A 15,616-nucleotide genomic window follows, 5' to 3' on the forward strand; every position below is an offset into this window, starting at 1 on the left:
TGCTCGCTGTGCTCCTGCTCGCTGTGCTCCTGCTCGCTGTGCTCCTGCTCGCTGTGCTCCTGGTTCGCTGGCCGCCTCTGGTCGTGGGTGGTGTTTCGGCGACCGACTCCGCTCGGCCTACTGGCCGCTGCCTGGCCCCCGGGACTCCGCTCGGCCTACTGTCCGCTGGCCGCTGCCTGGCCCCCGGGACTCCGCTCGGCCTACTGTCCGCTGGCCGCTGCCTGGCCCCCGGGACTCCGCTCGGCCTACTGTCCGCTGGCCGCTGCCTGGCCCACCGGGTTTCGGCGACCGACACCGCCGCCGGTCCCGCCCGCTGGCCGTTCACTGGCCGTGGGCGCGTCCGGCTGCAGACACCCGCTGCGGTTGCCGTTTCGCTGGCCGCTGCCGACTTCGCTGCTGTTCCGGCTGCCGGCTCCGCTGCTGGTCCCGGCTCGCTGGCTGCCGTCGGGTGACGGTGGGTCGTGGCCAGCGACGTTTCAAGCCGACCAGGGTCATGGCCCGCCCGTTCGGGAGGGGACCCACCCTACGGGCGGGCACCGACAACCCGTCCGCTCGGCGAACGGCCGGCTGGCCGCCCCCGACGCCGACGCCGACGCCGACGTCCATGATCATCAATGATCCAACCACCTATGGGTGGTCAGATCCTGGATGATCACGAAGTGCAGCGGTGATCAAGGCGGACCTGGTGGTAGCTCCGGTCGGCGGGGCGTCTCGCGAAAGGTCGGCGTGGGGCACGGGCGAGGGCGGCGCCGGGGCACGGCCGCGGGGGACGGCTCGGAGGCTGGCCGCAGTGTCGCCGTGGCAGAGCGCAACCGGAGAACGGCGGCGCGTGGGGCACGGGCGAGGGCGGCGCCGGGGCACGGCCGCGGGGGACGGCTCGGAGGCTGGCCGCAGTGTCGCCGTGGCAGAGCGCAACCGGAGAACGGCGGCGGCAAGGAAGGCCCAGAAATGGGACGACCCGTGGGCTGCTTCCACGCTGCCGGCACGAAGCCGGCAGGCGTGGCCCGGACGGACCAGCGCCGGGAGCCCACGGGTCGGGTGACTGCTCGAAATTTGCCAGCAACCAAGCCGGCGAACGCGGGGGTCACCCCCAAGTCCTGCGACGAGCAGGGCTGCTAGCGAGCAGCCACCTCACGAGTCCGATAGCTATTCATCTACTGGACCACCTCCTCTCCGTGTGCCCACCACGTTATGCGCCCGCCCACCCCCGCGGCAACGCCTTTTCCGTGGGGTGAACACGGGAACAAGACGGGGCGAGTCAGGCGATCGCGATCCAGGTGGCGCGGGCCCGGCCGAGCACCCGTCCGTCGGAGCCGTAGAGGGTGGAGTCGGTCCAGGTCTTGCGGCCTTCGGTGCCGGCGAAGGAGCCCATGACCAGGCACGACTCGCCGGCAGCGGGCAGGTCCGAGACGAGAGCGGTGATGCGGCCGAGCACCATCGGCCGGCCTTCGATGGGAGCCGACCAGCCGCCGGGGCAGTCGAGAGCGGCCCAGACGAACTCGGGGACGCCGGCGACGTCCTCGGCGACGGACCAGAGGCAGGCGGTACGGCCGTCGCCGACGCGGCCGGGGAACAGCCGGAGACCGTCGCCGGGGGAGCGGGCCGGGCCGCAGACGAAGCACTCGGGGAACGGGTGGGTCGAGAAACCGGGGTACCGCGCCGAGATCTCCGCCACCTCCGCCACCGGAACCGGCGCGACGGTGACGAGCTCGTCAGCGGACGCGGCGGCGACGGCGACCAGTGTGTCGCCGTCGATCAGCTCCAGGGCGTCGTCGCCCGAGGATCGCACGGCCAGCGGGGTGTCCAGCGGCGGCGGCGTCCGCAGCGTGACCGTCACCGGACCGTCCCCGAGCCGCGCCGTCAGCACGCCCGCCACATAGCCGCCGTTGCCCGACGTCGTGGGACCGCGGAACCGGGACCGCACCGTCACCGTCATGCCGACCGAGCCTAGCGATACGGTGCGGACCGACACGGAACGAAGCCGGGAGGAACGCGGATGACGGTGATCGCCGGTGCGCTGATGGTCACGCCCGACGGTGTGGTGGAGGACGGCTGGCTGCGGGTCGACGGCGGGCGGATCGCCGCGCTCGGGTCGGGCGCGCCGCCACGGCAGGCCGACCGCGACCTCGGGGGGCGGTGGCTGGTCCCCGGGTTCGTCGACATGCACACGCACGGCGGGGGCGGCGGCACGGTCGTGGGGGCGGACGACGACGCCGTCCGGACGTTCGTGGCCACGCACCGCCGGCACGGCACCACGTCCATCGTCGCGAGCCTGGTCACCGGTGAGTACGCCGCGCTCGAGCACGACGTGCGGGCGCTGGCCGACCTGACCGACGAAGGGCTGATCGCGGGCGTGCACCTGGAGGGACCGTGGATCTCGCCGGCCCGCAAGGGCGCCCACGACGAACGCGCCCTCCGCGCACCGGAACCCGACGCCGTCGAACGGCTGCTGACGGCCGGCCACGGCACCGTCCGCATGGTCACGCTCGCACCTGAGCTCGAGCACGGGCTGGACGCGGTCCGCGCGGTCGTCGCCGCGGGCGCCGTCGCAGCCGTCGGGCACACCGACGCCACGTACGTCACCACGAAGGCGGCGATCGACGCCGGGGCGACGGTCGCCACCCACCTGTTCAACGCGATGGCGCCGGTGCACCACCGCGACCCCGGCCCGATCGTCGCGCTGCTGGAGGACGAGCGGGTCACCGTCGAGCTGATCCTCGACGGCGTCCACCTGCACGCCGCGGTCGCCCGGCTGGTCCGCGCCGCCGCCGGCCCGCAGCGCATCGCGCTGGTCACCGACGCCATGGACGCGACGGACATCGGCGACGGCGAGTACGTGCTCGGTGAGCTGGCCGTGCGGGTCGAGGACGGCGTGGCCCGCCTGGTCGAGGGCGGCTCGATCGCCGGCAGCACGCTGACCATGGACCACGCGTTCCGCTTCGCCGTCCAGCAGGCCGGGTTCACGGTGCCCGAGGCGGTCCTGGCGACGTCGGCCATCCCGGCCCGGCTGCTGGGCCTCGACGGCCGCACCGGCGCGCTCGCGCCCGGTCTCGACGCGGACCTCGTCGTGCTCGACGCGGACCTGGCCGTCGACGCCGTCATGGCCCGCGGCGAGTGGGACTGACCTCAGGGATTCCGCGCCGGGCGATGCTGCGCCAGGTGCCGCCTCGATGGCGCGTGCACTGCGGCCGACCGACGCCGGAGCTCACCGAGCTGAAGGCGATCCAGCTCCGAGTCCGCCCAGCGGCCAGCTGGTCAGGACCCGGGACCGGTCCGGCTCGTACCACGCGAGATCGACCCGGTCGGCGATGCAGGTGACCGGGACGGTGTCGCCGAGGCGGTCGCGGGTCGACTCGACCGAGACCTCGGCCGAGTGCTGGTCGAGGGTGAGGTGCGGGACGACGTCGGGGAACACCCCGCCGTAGGGCGGGCACTGCGGGAACGCCGCGACGAGGCGCTCGGTGAGCGCGCGGAACGGGTCGGCGGGCTCCGGCGCGAGGTAGATGATCCCGTTCGGGAAGGTCTCGAGCCGGTGCAGCGAGAACGTGATGGGCGGGGCGGCCGCGACGAGGGCCGCCACCGTCTCGAGCGCCGCCGGCTCCGGCGCGGGCAGGAACGGCGCCAGCACGGTGATGTGCGCGTGCGTGAACGCGGGATCGGAGGAGAGGTACGAGCGGTCATAGTGCTCGAACCGGCTCCGGACGAACGTCTCGACGGCCGGCACGGGGATCTGCAGGACCGTGAAGCCCGGCCTACTCGTCGGACCAGGCGCGCAGCACGTGCGCCGCCGCCTCCTCGGCCGTCCAGCCGTAGCCGTCGGCCTTACGCCTCAGCCGCTTGCGGTCGCGCTTGGAGAACGTCACCACCAGCTCGGCGTCGTCGTCGCCGTGGTGCGTCTTCTTCTTGTGCTTCTTCACGGCCTTGGCGACGGCGGCCTCGTCGACGCCGAGCGACGAGAGGTGCGGCGCGGCCGGGTGGACGGTGCCGTCGGAGCGGCGGACCAGCGCGGGCCGCGGCGGTGGCAGGGACGAACTCATCGGGCCCCCTTCGAGAACGGGCCGGCACCGGCCCCGGCGCTGCTGAGCAGCAACGTGAGGTAGCCGGCGAAGATGCGCCCGACCTCGCGGGCACCGGGCGACGGCCAGCGCTGGATGGGCACGCCGGCGCCCTGAGCCCGGGTGATGGCAGACCGCTCGGGCAGGACGGGGTCGATGACGAGGTCGCGGTAGGCGGCGAGCAGTTCGTCGAGCCGGTAGCGGTGCTCGGCGGTGCCACTGCGGAACCGGTTGACCACGATGCCGGCCGGCCGCAGCCGCAGGTTGTGGGCGCTGCGGACGGCGTCGACGGCGCCGAGTGCCTGCTGGGCGCCGGCCAGCGCGAACGCCGTCGGCTCGGTGACGATGAGAGCGGTGTCGCTGGCCGCCAGCGCGTTGCGGGTCAGTTCGGCGAGGCTGGGCGGGCAGTCGATCAGCACGATGTCGGCGTCGCGCAGGCCCGAGAGCGCGCTGCGAACGTGGTGCCGGCCGGGGATGCCGTCGGGCGGGTGGTTGCGCCGCTCCAGGGCGGGCTCGCCGGCCAGGACGCGGACCGACTCGCCCCAGCCGCTGACCGCGAGGGCGTCGCCGACGGTGACCGGCCGGTCACCGGTGAGGACGTCGTTGGCGGTGAACTCGACGCCGTCGGGTGCGAGGACCGTGGTCGCGTTGCCCTGGGGGTCGAGGTCGACGACGACGCAACGCAGGTTCTGCGCGGCCGCCGCGCCGGCCAGCCCGAGCGTGACGGACGTCTTCCCGACACCGCCCTTGAGGCTCAGGACGCTCACCACCGGCATCCCGTGAGTCTCGCACGTGGCGCAGCCCGGCGTCTCGATCCAGGGGCGGCGAAATGATCGAAACCGGAAACGAGTCGCGGTCGCGATAAGCTCGACGTATCAACCCGGACCCCGGCCGGGTTGTGGGCGACCGACGGCAGTCAACGGCCGCAAGCGCCATGGAATTTCTGAATCATGCGAGGAGAGCCGTCGGGTGAGCGACCTCATCGATACGACAGAGATGTACCTCAAGACGATCTTCGAGCTCGAAGAGGAAGGCATCGTCCCGCTCCGCGCGCGCATCGCCGAGCGTCTGCACCAGTCCGGTCCCACCGTCAGCCAGACCGTCGCCCGCATGGAGCGCGACGGCCTGCTGCACGTCGACGAGGACCGCCACCTCGAGCTGTCCGAGAAGGGCCGGCTGCTCGCCATGCGGGTCATGCGCAAGCACCGCCTGGTCGAGCGGCTGCTCGTCGACGTCATCGGGCTCGACTGGGAGCTGGTGCACAACGAGGCCTGCCGCTGGGAGCACGTGGTCTCCGAGGCGGTCGAGCGCCGCCTGGTCGAGCTCCTGCACGAGCCAGCCGCCGACCCCTACGGCAACCCCATCCCGGGGCTGGCCGAGCTGGGCAGCGCCACCGTCGTCGAGGACTTCCGTGCCGGCGTGCGGCAGTTGCGCCAGGCGGGCACCACCGACGGCACCGAGGTCACCGTCAGGCACATCGGCGAGCCGTTGCAGGTCGACGAGAAGCTGCTGGCCAGCCTGCGCGAGGCCGAGATCGTCCCCGGCCGCACGGTGCGGGCCACCACGACCGACAACGGTGTGCAGGTGCGCAGCGCCGAGACCGTCGAGCTGTCCGCCGCCGACGCGTCGCACATCTTCGTGAGCGCCCCGTGAGCGCCGGCGAGGTCTCCGTCGACGAACTGGTGGCGCAGTGGAAGGACGGCGGCGCCGCCATCGTCGACGTCCGTGAGCCCGGCGAGTACGTCGAGGCGCACATCCCGGGCGTGCAGCTGATCCCGATGGGTTCGGTCATCGAGCAGCTCGGCGACATCCCGCAGGACCGCATCGTGTACATCGTGTGCGCGGTCGGCGGACGCAGCGCGCAGGTGGCCGACTACCTCGACGCGCAGGGCTACGACGTCCGCAACGTCGCCGGCGGCACCAACGCCTGGATCCGCGCCGGGCACCCGGTCGAGGCCGGCCTGCCGGAGTAGCCGGAAGACGTCAGAGCAAGCGGGCGGCCGCGTGGCCGCCCGCTTGCTGTTGGTCAGGGGTAGGTCAGAGGCGGCGGACGTGCCGCACCAGCATGGCCGGGGTCTCGCGGGCCCCACGGCCCTGCGGCGCCACGACGCCGGTGATCTCGACGTCGTCGCCGAGCTCGGCGGCGTTGTCGAACGGGCCGAGCAGCTCGAACCGCTCGCCGGCGGCGTCGAGCTCGATGAATCCCTCACGCTGGGCGAGCACGAGCTTGCCCCGGCGGGTGACTGCGGTGAGCGGATCGGCGAAGTCCGTCATGGTCTCGAACTGACTCCTCGTCATGAGCACAGAGTATGAACGGCGGCTTCGGCCGCCGTCTGGGAAATGCCCGGATTGGTCCCGGTGATGCGGGTGAGCTGCCTCTCACGCGTCGTGGAACAACGCGCTGACCGATTCGCCGTTGTGGATGCGGCGGATCGCCTCGGCCAGCAGCGGCGCCACCGAGAGCACCGTCAGCTTGGGGTGGGCGGCGCCGTCGGCGAGCGGGACGGTGTTGGTGCAGACGATCTCCTCGACGTCGGGCTGGTCGCCGAGGCGGCGCAGCGCGTCGTCGGCGAACAGGCCGTGCGTGCAGGCGATGCGGATGGACCGGGCGTCGCCTTCGCGCAGCCGCTCCATCAGTTCGACCAGCGTGCTGCCCTTGGCGATCTCGTCGTCGAGCACGATGATGTCGCGTCCGGCCACCTCGCCGATGATGGCGGTGATGGTGACCTTGTCGTCGGCGAAGCGCTGCTTGGCGCCGGCCGCGACGGGGACGCCGAGCATGCGGGCGAACGCCGACGCCGGCTTGGCGTTGCCGAGGTCGGGAGAGACGACGATCGTGTTGGAGAGGTCGTGCCCCTGGAAGTGTGCCGCCAGCTCGCGCAGTGCGTGCAACTGGTCGACCGGCACGCTGAAGAACCCGTGCACCTGCGGCGAGTGCAGCGTCATGGCCAGCACGCGGTTGGCGCCGGCGGTGACCAGCAGGTCAGCCATCAGCCGTCCGCCGATGGAGATGCGCGGGGCGTCCTTCTTGTCCGACCGGGCGTAGGCGTAGTGCGGCATGACGACGGTGATGCGCGCGGCCGACGCGCCCCGGGCGGCGTCGAGCATGAGGAACAGTTCGACCAGGTGTTCCTGGACCGGCGGGACGATCGGCTGGATCAGGAAGACGTCGTGCTCGCGGCAGTTCGCCTGCAGCTGCACCTCGAGGCAGTCGTTGGCGAAGCGCTGGATGCGCACCGGGTTGAGGGCGGCGCCCAGCTGGGCGCAGATCTCGGCGGCCAACTCGGGGTGGGCGCTGCCGCTGAACACGGCGATGTCTCGCATGGTCGGTGCCCTCTCGCGTCGAGTCGGCGTGGTTCGGGGGCGTCGTCGGCGGGCTGCGGCTGCCGCCGTCGTGAGCATCTCACAGGTGCGGTGCCCGGCCGTCATGCGGAGTGACGATCGCGGAGACGATCTCGCCGAGCCGCTCGATCTGCTCCGGCGTGAGCGGGTCGAACAGGATGCTGCGGACCTCCTCGACGTGGCCCGGCGCGGCCTCGGCCAGCACCGTGAAGCCGTCGTCGGTGAGGGAGGCGACGGTGGTGCGGCCGTCGGTGTCGTGCTTGCGGCGGCGGACCCAGCCGGCCTGCTCCAGCCGTGACACCGCATGTGAGAGGCGGCTCGGTGACGAGCCGACCATGCGCGCGAGCTGGGACATGGTCAGCTCGCGGTTCGGCGCCTCGGAGAGCATGGCGAGGATCATGTAGTAGGCGTGCGGCATGCCGGCGTCGCGTTGCAGTTGCCGGTCCAGGGCCGCCCACAGCAACTGGTTCGCCAGCAGATAGGTGCGCCACACCTGCTGTTCGTCGTCACTCAACCACCGCGTCGACTTCACGTGGCACAGCATACGATGATGGTTGAGAGTTCAACTTTCCGCCCGGACGGGCGGATGACGAGGAGGAGAGGTCATGGAGGTCAAGGAGCTGGGGCACATCGTGCTCTATGTGCGCGACATCCGGCGCTCGGTGGCGTTCTATCGCGACGTGCTCGGCTGGCGGCAGGTGCTGCCGAAGGCCGACGGCGACGGCGCCGGTCCGCTGCCCGCGCCGTTCGCCATGTTCAACGCGCCGTCCGGCCGGACCCACCATGAGCTGCTGCTCATCGAGGTGGGCCAGGACGCGGCGGCGCTGCCGGCCGGACGCCGGGTCGGCCTGTACCACTTCGGGCTGAAGATCGGCACGTCCGACGACGAGCTGCGGGCGGCGCTGCGGACGCTGCGGGAGGCCGGCGCGACGGTGCTCGGCGCGACCGACCACGTCGTGACGCACAGCCTCTACATCGCCGACCCGGACGGCAACGAGATCGAGCTGTACGTCGACGTGCCGGGTATGGACTGGGACGACGCGGAGCTGCTGGCGTCGCCGCCGCGCGCCCTCCAGCTGTGACCGGCTGCCGCGCCGGCACACCCTACGCTGGGGCGGCATGATCGCGACCATCATCGGCGTCGTCATCGACTGCCCGGACCCGGGCGAGCTGGCGCCGTTCTACGAGACGCTGCTCGGCGCGAGACGCATGCGCGAGGACCCGGACTGGATCACGCTGGACGCGGGTCCGCTGACCCTGTCGCTGCAGCGGACCCGGCATTTCGTGGCGCCGGACTGGCGCCGCGGCGATCCACCCCAGCAGCTGCATCTCGACCTCACCGTCACCGATCTCGATGTCGGCGAGCGGCAGGTGATCGCGCTCGGCGGTTCGGTGCTCGAATCGTCGGACAAGCCGATCGGCTACCGGGTGTTCGCCGACCCCGTCGGCCATCCGTTCTGCCTCGTGACGCCCGAGGGCATGGCGGAGTACGTCCCCTGACGTAGGCGAGATGCCGCGTTCTGACGGATGTGTGCGCTCGCCGGACGCGCGAGCGTGGGGTGACCACGAACCGCTCAGGAGGTCACCCGTGAAGACTCGCACCACCGTGCTCAGCCTCGTCGCCGGTACGGCCGCGCTCGCCATGGTGGCCACGCCCGCCATGGTGGCCGCGCCCGCGCAGGCCACGCCACCGCCCGCGCCCGGCTCACCGGTCACCCGGTGGGCCGAGCGGCACGCCGTCGCAGTCCCCGGCGATCCGGCAGCGCCCGGGCGCGATCTCACGACGGTGGCCCGCGCCGCGGCCGGCGCACAGGTGATCGGACTGGGCGAGCCCGGACACCTGATCGGCGAGGTCACCGAGCTGCAGGCGCGCTACCTGCGGCACCTCGTCACGTACGGAGGCGTCCGTGCGGTGGCGTTCGAGATGGACTGGACGGCCGCGCTGCCCCTGAACGACTACGTGCTCGGCGCCCGCGACGACCTCGACGCGGTGCTGGGCACGCTCGAGGACATCTGGCAGACGACCGAGATGCGCGACGTGTTCCGGTGGCTGCGTCACTACAACGACACCCACGCCGACGACGTCGAGGTCGCCGGGTCCGAGTACTTCGCGACGGGGCCGGCGGCCTATGACGCCGTCGCGGCCTACGTCGCCGCGAACGCGCCGGAGCGGATGGCCGAGCTGGAGGCGCAGTACGAGTGGGTCGAGCCCGAGACCGACGACATCGGCGCGCACCTGGGCGCGTACATGGGGGTCCGGGACAAGGCGCCGTACGTCGCCGCCGCGTACGAGGTCGAGCGCATCGTCGCGTCCATCGAGCCGGGGGCCGGGCACGAGGTCGTCGCGCACCACGCGCGGCAGATCCGCTTCTGGTACGAGGCGTTCAGCCTGCCGTGGGGCGACATCCCCACCTACCGCGACGCGCGGGCGGCCGAGAACGTGCGGTGGTGGCAGCGGCACACGGACGCCCGCACGGTCTACTGGGCAGCGTCGGCGCACGTGGCCGACGCGCCGCGGCTGACGCTCACCGAGCCGGGCGAGGAGGACATGACGTACGCCAGCGCGGGTTCGTACCTCGAGGACTGGTACGGCCGGCGCTACGTGCCGATCGGGTTCACCTTCGACCAGGGCACCTACCGCACCGGCGACGGCGCCACGATCGAGCTGCCGCCGGCGCTGGACGGCTGGTTCGAGCAGCCGCTCGGTGATGTCGCGGCGGCGCGGTTCGTGCTCAGGATCGACCGGGCCGGCCCGCCGGCGGTACGCGACTGGCTCGACGCCCCGCTCGTGACCCGCGGCCGCCCCGACTACGGCGACCGGTCGATCGCGTACGGCGGCACCCTGGGGGAGTGGTTCGACGTCGTCGTCCACACCCAGGCGGTCACGCCGGCGCACCCGCTGTGACCACGGCCGCCTGATGCCGATCGAGAGCGGACATCGCGGTTCGGACTCGCCCTACGTGGCGCGGGTCTGGTGGGGCCGGACGTCAGGGGCCGGGCGGATGACGTCGGTCGCGACGTCGTCCTGGGAGCTGGTGTTCTGGACCGACGGCGGCGTCGTCCACGCCGGGGTCCGCGGCCCGGAGACGGCCGCGTCCACCGCGCGGATCACCGGCGACTCGGAGTCGTTCGGGATCGCGTTCGCGCACGGCACGTCGATGCCGCACCTGCCGATCGCCGGGCTCGTCGACGGCGACCTGGAGAGCCCGCAGGCAGACGACCGCAGGTTCCAGCTGCGGGGTGAGGAGTGGGAGATCCCCGGCTTCGACGACGCGGAGCTCCTGGTCCAACGGCTCGTGCGGGCCGGTGTCATCGTCCGCGATCCGCTGGTGGACGAGGTCGTGTGGGGTGGGATCGCCAGGGTGGGGACCCGGTCGGTCCAGCGCCGGGTGGCCGCCGCGACCGGGCTCACCCAGGGCGCGATCCGTCAGATCGAACGTGCCAGGCAGGCCGCGCTGCTGCTCGGCGAGGGGATCGCGCCGCTCGACGTCGTGCACCGGTGCGGCTATTACGACCAGCCGCACCTGGCGCGGTCACTGCAGCGGTTCATCGGCCGCACCGCGACCGAGCTGCGGCAGGGCACCGGCCCCGACGACGCCCTGTCGCTCCTGTACAAGCCCGAGGACGCGGCCGGTCCCTAGCGTCGGTCGTGACGGTGAACGCCACCGCAGGACCGCACGGAAGGCCCACGACCATGCAGCACGGCACGATCAGCTCGGCCGACGGAACCCGCATCGCCTACACGGCGTGGGGCGCCGGCGACCCGATCGTCATCATCGACGGCGCGACCGCGTATCGCGCCACCGCACCCGAGAACGCGTCGGCCGCCGAGCTGCTGGCCGACGAGTTCCTCGTGATCACCTACGACCGGCGGGGCCGGGGCGAGAGCGGCGATACCCCGCCGTACGCCGTCGAGCGCGAGTTCGACGACCTCGCCGCCGTCATCGACCAGGCCGGCGGGGGACGTCCGGCGACGGTGTTCGGCTGGTCCTCCGGTGGGAATCTCGCCCTCAACGCGGCGCAGGCCGGGGCACCGATCTCCCGGCTCGCGCTGTTCGAGCCGAACGCCGTCGTCGACGACACCCGTCCGCCGCTGCCCGCCGACTACGTCGAACGCCTCGACGCCGCCGTCGCCGCGGGCCGGCCCGGCGACGCCGTCGCCCTGTTCATGACCGCGGCGGTCCTCGCGCCGGACGACATGGTCGCCGAGATGCGTCAGGACCCGCAGGTGTGGGCCGGCCTCGAGGCGATCGCCCCGACGATCGCCTACGACGGCCGCAACGTCCGCGAGGCGATGACCGGCGCACCGCTGCCCGCCGGCCTGTGGGACCGGGTCGGCCTCCCGATCCTCGTCATGAACGGCAGGGACACCTGGCCGTTCCTCGCCACGGCGGCGCGGTCCATCGCCGAGCACCTGCCCACCGCGACCTATCGGGTCGTCCCGGGGGCGGAGCACACCACCGCGCCCGACGTGCTCGCCGCCGCGCTCCGTGCGTTCGTCAAGGAGGCCTGACGTGGGAACGATCGTGCTCACCGAGTTCATCTCGCTCGACGGCGTCGTCGAAGCGCCCGGCGGCGAGAACTTCAAGTACCAGGACTGGAGCTTCGAGTTCGACCGCGGGCCCGACGGCGAGCGGTTCAAGGAGATCGAGGCGCTGGGCGCGGCCGCGCTGCTGCTGGGCCGCGCCACCTACGAAGGGTTCGCCGAGGCGTGGCCGCAGTACGAGGGTGAACTGGCCGACAAGTACAACGGCATGCCCAAGTACGTCGTCTCCAGCACACTCACCGAGCCGCGGTGGACCAACACGACCGTGCTCTCCGGCGACCTCGTCGAGGAGGTGTCCCGCCTCAAGCGGGAGGTCGACGGCGAGATCTCCGTACCCGGCAGCATCCGGCTCGCCCAGGGGCTGCTCGCCCATGACCTGGTCGACGAGATCCACCTCATGACGTTCCCCGTCATCCTGGGCCACGGCCGCACCCTCTGGACCGCGACGCCGGACAAGCTCGCGTGGACGCTCACCGGGGCCACGACCTACGGCGACGGTGTCCTGGTCACCACCTACCGGCGCACTCAGCGTGGTTAGTGCCAGTTGCTGATGCGGACGTCGTCCGGCGCCGGTCGGCCGGCGCCGGTCTCGGTCAGCTCCTTGAGGCTCATGAGGAACGTGGCCCACTTCGTGCTGCAGTGGTACATGAACTCGACCGGCTCGCGCCAGCCCTCGTGCCGGAACAGCACGACCGTGTAGCCGTCCTCCTGCTTCAGCTCGAACCGGACGTGCGTCCCGACCCATTCCTCGGGGCCGGCGACGACCTCCCAGTGCACGAGCTTGCCGGGCACGGTCTCCAGGACCGACATGTCGAAGCCGTCCTCGCCCTGCGGACGGTCGAACCGGAAACGGATCACGTCGTCGCCGGCCTCGGTCGTCTTCTCGGTCCACCAGCCGGCCAGCCCGTCGATCGTGGTCAGTGCCGTGTAGACGGCCTCGGGCGATGCGGTCGTGCCGACGCGGTGCAGGATGTCCACCATGGTGCTTCCTCTTCCTCGGATGCGCCCGGTTTTCGGGCGCGGCGGGGTGGCGCCGCCACGGTCGTGACGGCGTGTGGGGGTCGTTCGTCGAGGTCAGCCCTGCCGACGGCGCTGGATCGCCTCGGAGAGGCGCTTGATGCGGTTCAGTCGGGCGTCCCAGGTCGCGCCGACGGACGTCAGCTGTGCGACCGCGCGGGCCAGTTGCGCCTCGTCGACGTCGTAACGGCGCTCACGGCCGGACGGCGTGCCGTGCACGAGCCCGACCCGGTCGAGCACGCCGAGGTGCTTGGCGACGGCCTGCCGCGAGACCGGCAGGCTCTCGCTCAGCGTCGTGGCCGTGCCGCCGCCACCGGTCAGCAGCAGGTCGAGGATTCGCCGGCGGGTCGGGTCGCCGACCGCCGACCAGAGCTCGTCGTCGATCGCGCCGGTCAAGGCGCCGACACCAGCCGGTCGAGGTAGCCGACGAGGCGGGGGAGGAAGTAGTCCCAGCCGGTGACGTGGTCGCGGTACATCTCCTCGAGCACGGCCGCCTCCCAGCCACGTTCGCGGTACCCCGACTCGGTGAACCGGAGCAGTGTGCCCGCACCGGACGGGACGAGGTCGAACGTCACCAGCAGCGAGTTGCCCGGCGCGGCGGCGTCGCCGTCGTCGTAGATCCAGCGGAACGCGAACCGGCGCGGCGGGTCGGCCTCGACGACGGTGAGCGCCTGGACCGTGGCGTCCGGCTTCGCCGGGTCGCCGAAGGTGATGGTGCCGGTCGCGCCGGGCATCGGGGCCAGCTCCGCGTCGTCGGGCCACCACTCGCGCAGGTGCTCGGGCGTGCTGACGACCTCGTAGACGATCTCGGGAGCGGCCTCGATGTGGATCTCCCGCTCGATGCTGCCGTACTCCATCTCGCCGTCCCGCCTTCTCGCAACTAGTGGTTGCGTATGACTGTAGGGCAGGACTGGGCGATGCGCAACACTTGGTTGCGTTAAGGCTGGAGGGTGAGTGTGGCGCGCCGGACCGGTGCCTCGCCGGGGCCGCTGACGCGGTTGCCGGACGGCTCTGCCGGCGGTCCGACGGTGAAGCCGAGCGCGCGCAGGAACGTCTGCCCCTGCGGCCAGGTGTCGTGTGCCGATGCCGTGACGGTGTCGATGCCGCCCTCGCGGGCCTCGGCGAGCAGGACGTTCGCCACGGCGGCGCCGAGTCCGCGGCCGCGGTGCGACGGTGCGACGAGGAACAGGCCGACCGCGGCGGCGGTGCGGTGCGGGAATCCGAGCACGACGTCGATCAGTCCGACGATCTTGTCGCCGTCGCGGACGGTGAACAGCCGCTTGTCGTCGAACGACGTGCCCTCGGGGAGCGCGTAGAAGAGGCTCTGGACGTCACCCGGCCCGGACGGGGTGCCGTTGACGGCCTCGAACCAGTCGTCGCAGGCGGCGAAGAGCTCCAGGATCCCGGGCTCGTCGTCCGGCTCCAGCTGCTCGCGGACGACGATGCGTCCGACGTCGGTGGAGACGGTCCAGATCACGCTTGTCACCCTAGCGGCTGCCGGAACCACCGCAGGGCGCCGGACGTCTGATCATCGTGAGGGTGAACCGGGTGTTGATGGCCGCCGCCGCAACGGCGGTCCTGCTGCTGGCGGGGTGCGGCAACGACGTTCCGACGACGGGTGGCGACGACCCCACCGAGTCGTCCACGGCGACGGGCGAACCCAGCGACACGCCGACCTCGCCGACGGACGAGCCGTCGCTGCCGACGGGCGAGCCGACGGGCCCGCCGACCGGCGACCCGACCGGCCTGCCGACCGATCCGGGCACCACGCCGGAGCCGACGCCGTCGGACACCCCGGTCCCGCAGCCCACCACGACTCCGGGCTCCGTCCAGCTGACCGGATTCCCGGTGCCGGGCGTCGAGTCAGGCTGCTGGCTGCTCGACGGCTACCTGTTGATGGGCGGCGACCAGGAGCTCATCGCGTCCGGCCGTGAAGTGCAGGTCACCGGCGAGGCGCAGCCTGGCGTCATGACCACGTGCCAGCAGGGCACGCCGCTACGGGTCGACTCCGTGGTCGGTATCGAGCCCTGACACCACCGCGACCCCGACGGGACCCCGGGGACGCGAAACGGCCGGGGCGGTCCGTCTGGACCGCCCCGGCCGTCGGTGTGTTTCGCCGCGACGGGTCAGGCGGCGCGCTGCACCTCGATGCGGGTGGGCGAGGTGCCCGCGTACACGCCGGACACCGTGACGGTCAGGACGCCGGCGTCGTAGCCGGCGCTGACCGCGCTCGGGTCGGCCGCGACCGGCAGAGCGACCGTGCGACGGAAGCTGCCGTAGCGGACCTCACGGAGCCGGCGGCCGTTGGTGTTCTCGTCGCGGACGTCCTTGCGCTCGCCGCGTACGACGAGCCGGCGCCCCTCGACCTCGACGGTGACGTCGTTCTCCGGGTCCAGGCCCGGGAGGTCGAAGCGGGCCACCAGGTCGTCGCCCTCGCGAGCGACGTCGGCGGCGGGCGCGAAGCCCTTGGCGGGGCCGGCGGTCGCGGGCGTGTCCCAGAAGGTGCGGAACAGCCGGTCGACGTCGGCGAACGGTACGAGGGTGGTGCTCATGGCGACTCTCCTTCTCGGTCAAAGTACCTGGGATCACCAGGTCTGACCGATATAACTTGAGTCGACCACGCTCAATTCCGCCGTTCGCCGTCGGCGATGCGCAG

22 protein-coding genes are annotated in these 15,616 nt (G+C 72.3%); 10 read left to right on the forward strand and 12 right to left on the reverse strand.

What is annotated here, in order from left to right; translation table 11 throughout:
* Window positions 1-1,258 precede the first annotated feature (1,258 nt).
* Window positions 1,259-1,936: a hypothetical protein gene (locus DZA62_RS34825; RefSeq protein ID WP_116953580.1), complete on the reverse strand. Its 678-nt coding sequence runs from the start codon at window positions 1,934-1,936 to the stop codon at window positions 1,259-1,261.
* Between the two features lie 60 nt (window positions 1,937-1,996).
* Between DZA62_RS34825 and nagA the strand changes: the two genes are divergently transcribed.
* On the forward strand, window positions 1,997-3,124 hold the full coding sequence (gene nagA, locus DZA62_RS34830) for an N-acetylglucosamine-6-phosphate deacetylase (protein ID WP_116953581.1): 1,128 nt from the start codon (window positions 1,997-1,999) through the stop codon (window positions 3,122-3,124).
* Window positions 3,125-3,205: 81 nt separating this feature from the next.
* Here nagA and DZA62_RS34835 read toward each other — a convergent pair whose 3' ends face one another.
* From DZA62_RS34835 to DZA62_RS34845, 3 genes are read right to left on the reverse strand one after another with little or no spacing between them, the layout of a single operon-like run.
* A complete protein-coding gene (locus DZA62_RS34835; RefSeq protein ID WP_198664530.1) occupies window positions 3,206-3,724 on the reverse strand; it encodes a 2'-5' RNA ligase family protein in 519 nt (172 codons plus the stop codon).
* A gap of 28 nt (window positions 3,725-3,752) precedes the next feature.
* The gene (locus tag DZA62_RS34840; RefSeq protein WP_116953583.1) at window positions 3,753-4,037 is read right to left on the reverse strand and encodes a hypothetical protein; all 285 of its coding nucleotides are present in this window, start codon (window positions 4,035-4,037) and stop codon (window positions 3,753-3,755) included.
* Complete coding sequence (locus tag DZA62_RS34845) at window positions 4,034-4,831, reverse strand: ParA family protein (protein ID WP_116953584.1); 798 nt, start codon at window positions 4,829-4,831, stop codon at window positions 4,034-4,036. The genes DZA62_RS34840 and DZA62_RS34845 overlap by 4 nt, the downstream gene beginning before the upstream one ends.
* Before the next feature lie 193 nt (window positions 4,832-5,024).
* On the opposite strand from DZA62_RS34845, the gene DZA62_RS34850 reads away from it, so the two are divergent.
* Window positions 5,025-5,708 carry a metal-dependent transcriptional regulator gene (locus DZA62_RS34850; protein ID WP_116953585.1) on the forward strand — a complete coding sequence of 228 codons (684 nt, stop codon included), beginning with the start codon at window positions 5,025-5,027 and terminating at the stop codon, window positions 5,706-5,708.
* Window positions 5,705-6,028 (forward strand): rhodanese-like domain-containing protein, encoded by a 324-nt coding sequence (locus DZA62_RS34855; RefSeq protein ID WP_198664531.1) that lies wholly within the window; start codon window positions 5,705-5,707, stop codon window positions 6,026-6,028. Before DZA62_RS34850 ends, DZA62_RS34855 begins: the two co-directional genes overlap by 4 nt.
* 64 nt (window positions 6,029-6,092) lie before the next feature.
* Here the strand turns inward: DZA62_RS34855 and DZA62_RS34860 are convergent, their stop codons facing one another.
* The 3 genes from DZA62_RS34860 to DZA62_RS34870 form a co-directional block, all read right to left on the reverse strand.
* Window positions 6,093-6,353 (reverse strand): hypothetical protein, encoded by a 261-nt coding sequence (locus tag DZA62_RS34860; protein WP_157988104.1) that lies wholly within the window; start codon window positions 6,351-6,353, stop codon window positions 6,093-6,095.
* A gap of 81 nt (window positions 6,354-6,434) precedes the next feature.
* A complete protein-coding gene (locus DZA62_RS34865; RefSeq protein WP_116953586.1) occupies window positions 6,435-7,379 on the reverse strand; it encodes a ribose-phosphate diphosphokinase in 945 nt (314 codons plus the stop codon).
* Window positions 7,380-7,458: 79 nt separating this feature from the next.
* Window positions 7,459-7,929: a MarR family winged helix-turn-helix transcriptional regulator gene (locus DZA62_RS34870; RefSeq protein WP_198664532.1), complete on the reverse strand. Its 471-nt coding sequence runs from the start codon at window positions 7,927-7,929 to the stop codon at window positions 7,459-7,461.
* A gap of 73 nt (window positions 7,930-8,002) precedes the next feature.
* Between DZA62_RS34870 and DZA62_RS34875 the strand changes: the two genes are divergently transcribed.
* The 6 genes from DZA62_RS34875 to DZA62_RS34900 all read left to right on the forward strand — a co-directional run bounded on the left by DZA62_RS34875 (window position 8,003) and on the right by DZA62_RS34900 (window position 12,481).
* Window positions 8,003-8,479 (forward strand): VOC family protein, encoded by a 477-nt coding sequence (locus DZA62_RS34875; protein ID WP_116953588.1) that lies wholly within the window; start codon window positions 8,003-8,005, stop codon window positions 8,477-8,479.
* A 37-nt stretch (window positions 8,480-8,516) separates the two neighbouring features.
* Window positions 8,517-8,897, forward strand: coding sequence for a VOC family protein (locus DZA62_RS34880; RefSeq protein ID WP_116953589.1), 381 nt, complete (start codon window positions 8,517-8,519; stop codon window positions 8,895-8,897).
* Between the two features lie 88 nt (window positions 8,898-8,985).
* Complete coding sequence (locus tag DZA62_RS34885) at window positions 8,986-10,302, forward strand: erythromycin esterase family protein (RefSeq protein WP_116953590.1); 1,317 nt, start codon at window positions 8,986-8,988, stop codon at window positions 10,300-10,302.
* A gap of 13 nt (window positions 10,303-10,315) precedes the next feature.
* Complete coding sequence (locus tag DZA62_RS34890; RefSeq protein ID WP_116953591.1) at window positions 10,316-11,038, forward strand: helix-turn-helix domain-containing protein; 723 nt, start codon at window positions 10,316-10,318, stop codon at window positions 11,036-11,038.
* 53 nt (window positions 11,039-11,091) lie between these two features.
* Window positions 11,092-11,910 carry an alpha/beta fold hydrolase gene (locus tag DZA62_RS34895; RefSeq protein WP_116953592.1) on the forward strand — a complete coding sequence of 273 codons (819 nt, stop codon included), beginning with the start codon at window positions 11,092-11,094 and terminating at the stop codon, window positions 11,908-11,910.
* Between the two features lies 1 nt (window position 11,911).
* Window positions 11,912-12,481, forward strand: coding sequence for a dihydrofolate reductase family protein (locus DZA62_RS34900; protein WP_116953593.1), 570 nt, complete (start codon window positions 11,912-11,914; stop codon window positions 12,479-12,481).
* Here the strand turns inward: DZA62_RS34900 and DZA62_RS34905 are convergent.
* From DZA62_RS34905 to DZA62_RS34920, 4 genes are all read right to left on the reverse strand, one after another.
* Window positions 12,478-12,924 (reverse strand): SRPBCC family protein, encoded by a 447-nt coding sequence (locus DZA62_RS34905; RefSeq protein ID WP_116953594.1) that lies wholly within the window; start codon window positions 12,922-12,924, stop codon window positions 12,478-12,480. The genes DZA62_RS34900 and DZA62_RS34905 overlap by 4 nt on opposite strands.
* A 93-nt stretch (window positions 12,925-13,017) precedes the next feature.
* Window positions 13,018-13,356, reverse strand: a complete 339-nt coding sequence (locus tag DZA62_RS34910; RefSeq protein ID WP_116953595.1) for an ArsR/SmtB family transcription factor — start codon at window positions 13,354-13,356, stop codon at window positions 13,018-13,020.
* Window positions 13,353-13,817, reverse strand: a complete 465-nt coding sequence (locus DZA62_RS34915; protein WP_116953596.1) for an SRPBCC family protein — start codon at window positions 13,815-13,817, stop codon at window positions 13,353-13,355. The genes DZA62_RS34910 and DZA62_RS34915 overlap by 4 nt, the downstream gene beginning before the upstream one ends.
* Before the next feature lie 80 nt (window positions 13,818-13,897).
* Window positions 13,898-14,437 (reverse strand): GNAT family N-acetyltransferase, encoded by a 540-nt coding sequence (locus tag DZA62_RS34920; RefSeq protein WP_198664533.1) that lies wholly within the window; start codon window positions 14,435-14,437, stop codon window positions 13,898-13,900.
* Window positions 14,438-14,499: 62 nt separating this feature from the next.
* On the opposite strand from DZA62_RS34920, the gene DZA62_RS34925 reads away from it, so the two are divergent.
* Window positions 14,500-14,991: a hypothetical protein gene (locus DZA62_RS34925; protein ID WP_198664534.1), complete on the forward strand. Its 492-nt coding sequence runs from the start codon at window positions 14,500-14,502 to the stop codon at window positions 14,989-14,991.
* 95 nt (window positions 14,992-15,086) lie between these two features.
* Here DZA62_RS34925 and DZA62_RS34930 read toward each other — a convergent pair whose 3' ends face one another.
* Window positions 15,087-15,512: an Hsp20/alpha crystallin family protein gene (locus DZA62_RS34930; protein ID WP_116953598.1), complete on the reverse strand. Its 426-nt coding sequence runs from the start codon at window positions 15,510-15,512 to the stop codon at window positions 15,087-15,089.
* Between the last annotated feature and the right edge of the window lie 104 nt (window positions 15,513-15,616).

Origin of the sequence: Jiangella endophytica, assembly GCF_003427025.1 — a bacterium.
Taxonomy (GTDB): Bacteria; Actinomycetota; Actinomycetes; order Jiangellales; family Jiangellaceae; genus Jiangella; species Jiangella endophytica.

Excerpts from the sequence above, each read along its gene's own strand:
- DZA62_RS34840 (WP_116953583.1), bottom strand. The coding sequence starts at position 4,037 with ATGAGTTCGTCCCTGCCACCGCCGCGGCCCGCGCTGGTCCGCCGCTCC.
- DZA62_RS34875 (WP_116953588.1), top strand. The coding sequence starts at position 8,003 with ATGGAGGTCAAGGAGCTGGGGCACATCGTGCTCTATGTGCGCGACATC.
- DZA62_RS34865 (WP_116953586.1), bottom strand. The coding sequence starts at position 7,379 with ATGCGAGACATCGCCGTGTTCAGCGGCAGCGCCCACCCCGAGTTGGCC.
- DZA62_RS34860 (WP_157988104.1), bottom strand. The coding sequence starts at position 6,353 with ATGACGAGGAGTCAGTTCGAGACCATGACGGACTTCGCCGATCCGCTC.
- DZA62_RS34880 (WP_116953589.1), top strand. The coding sequence starts at position 8,517 with ATGATCGCGACCATCATCGGCGTCGTCATCGACTGCCCGGACCCGGGC.
- DZA62_RS34825 (WP_116953580.1), bottom strand. The coding sequence starts at position 1,936 with ATGACGGTGACGGTGCGGTCCCGGTTCCGCGGTCCCACGACGTCGGGC.
- DZA62_RS34905 (WP_116953594.1), bottom strand. The coding sequence starts at position 12,924 with ATGGTGGACATCCTGCACCGCGTCGGCACGACCGCATCGCCCGAGGCC.
- DZA62_RS34930 (WP_116953598.1), bottom strand. The coding sequence starts at position 15,512 with ATGAGCACCACCCTCGTACCGTTCGCCGACGTCGACCGGCTGTTCCGC.
- DZA62_RS34915 (WP_116953596.1), bottom strand. The coding sequence starts at position 13,817 with ATGGAGTACGGCAGCATCGAGCGGGAGATCCACATCGAGGCCGCTCCC.
- DZA62_RS34845 (WP_116953584.1), bottom strand. The coding sequence starts at position 4,831 with ATGCCGGTGGTGAGCGTCCTGAGCCTCAAGGGCGGTGTCGGGAAGACG.
- nagA (WP_116953581.1), top strand. The coding sequence starts at position 1,997 with ATGACGGTGATCGCCGGTGCGCTGATGGTCACGCCCGACGGTGTGGTG.
- DZA62_RS34895 (WP_116953592.1), top strand. The coding sequence starts at position 11,092 with ATGCAGCACGGCACGATCAGCTCGGCCGACGGAACCCGCATCGCCTAC.
- DZA62_RS34890 (WP_116953591.1), top strand. The coding sequence starts at position 10,316 with ATGCCGATCGAGAGCGGACATCGCGGTTCGGACTCGCCCTACGTGGCG.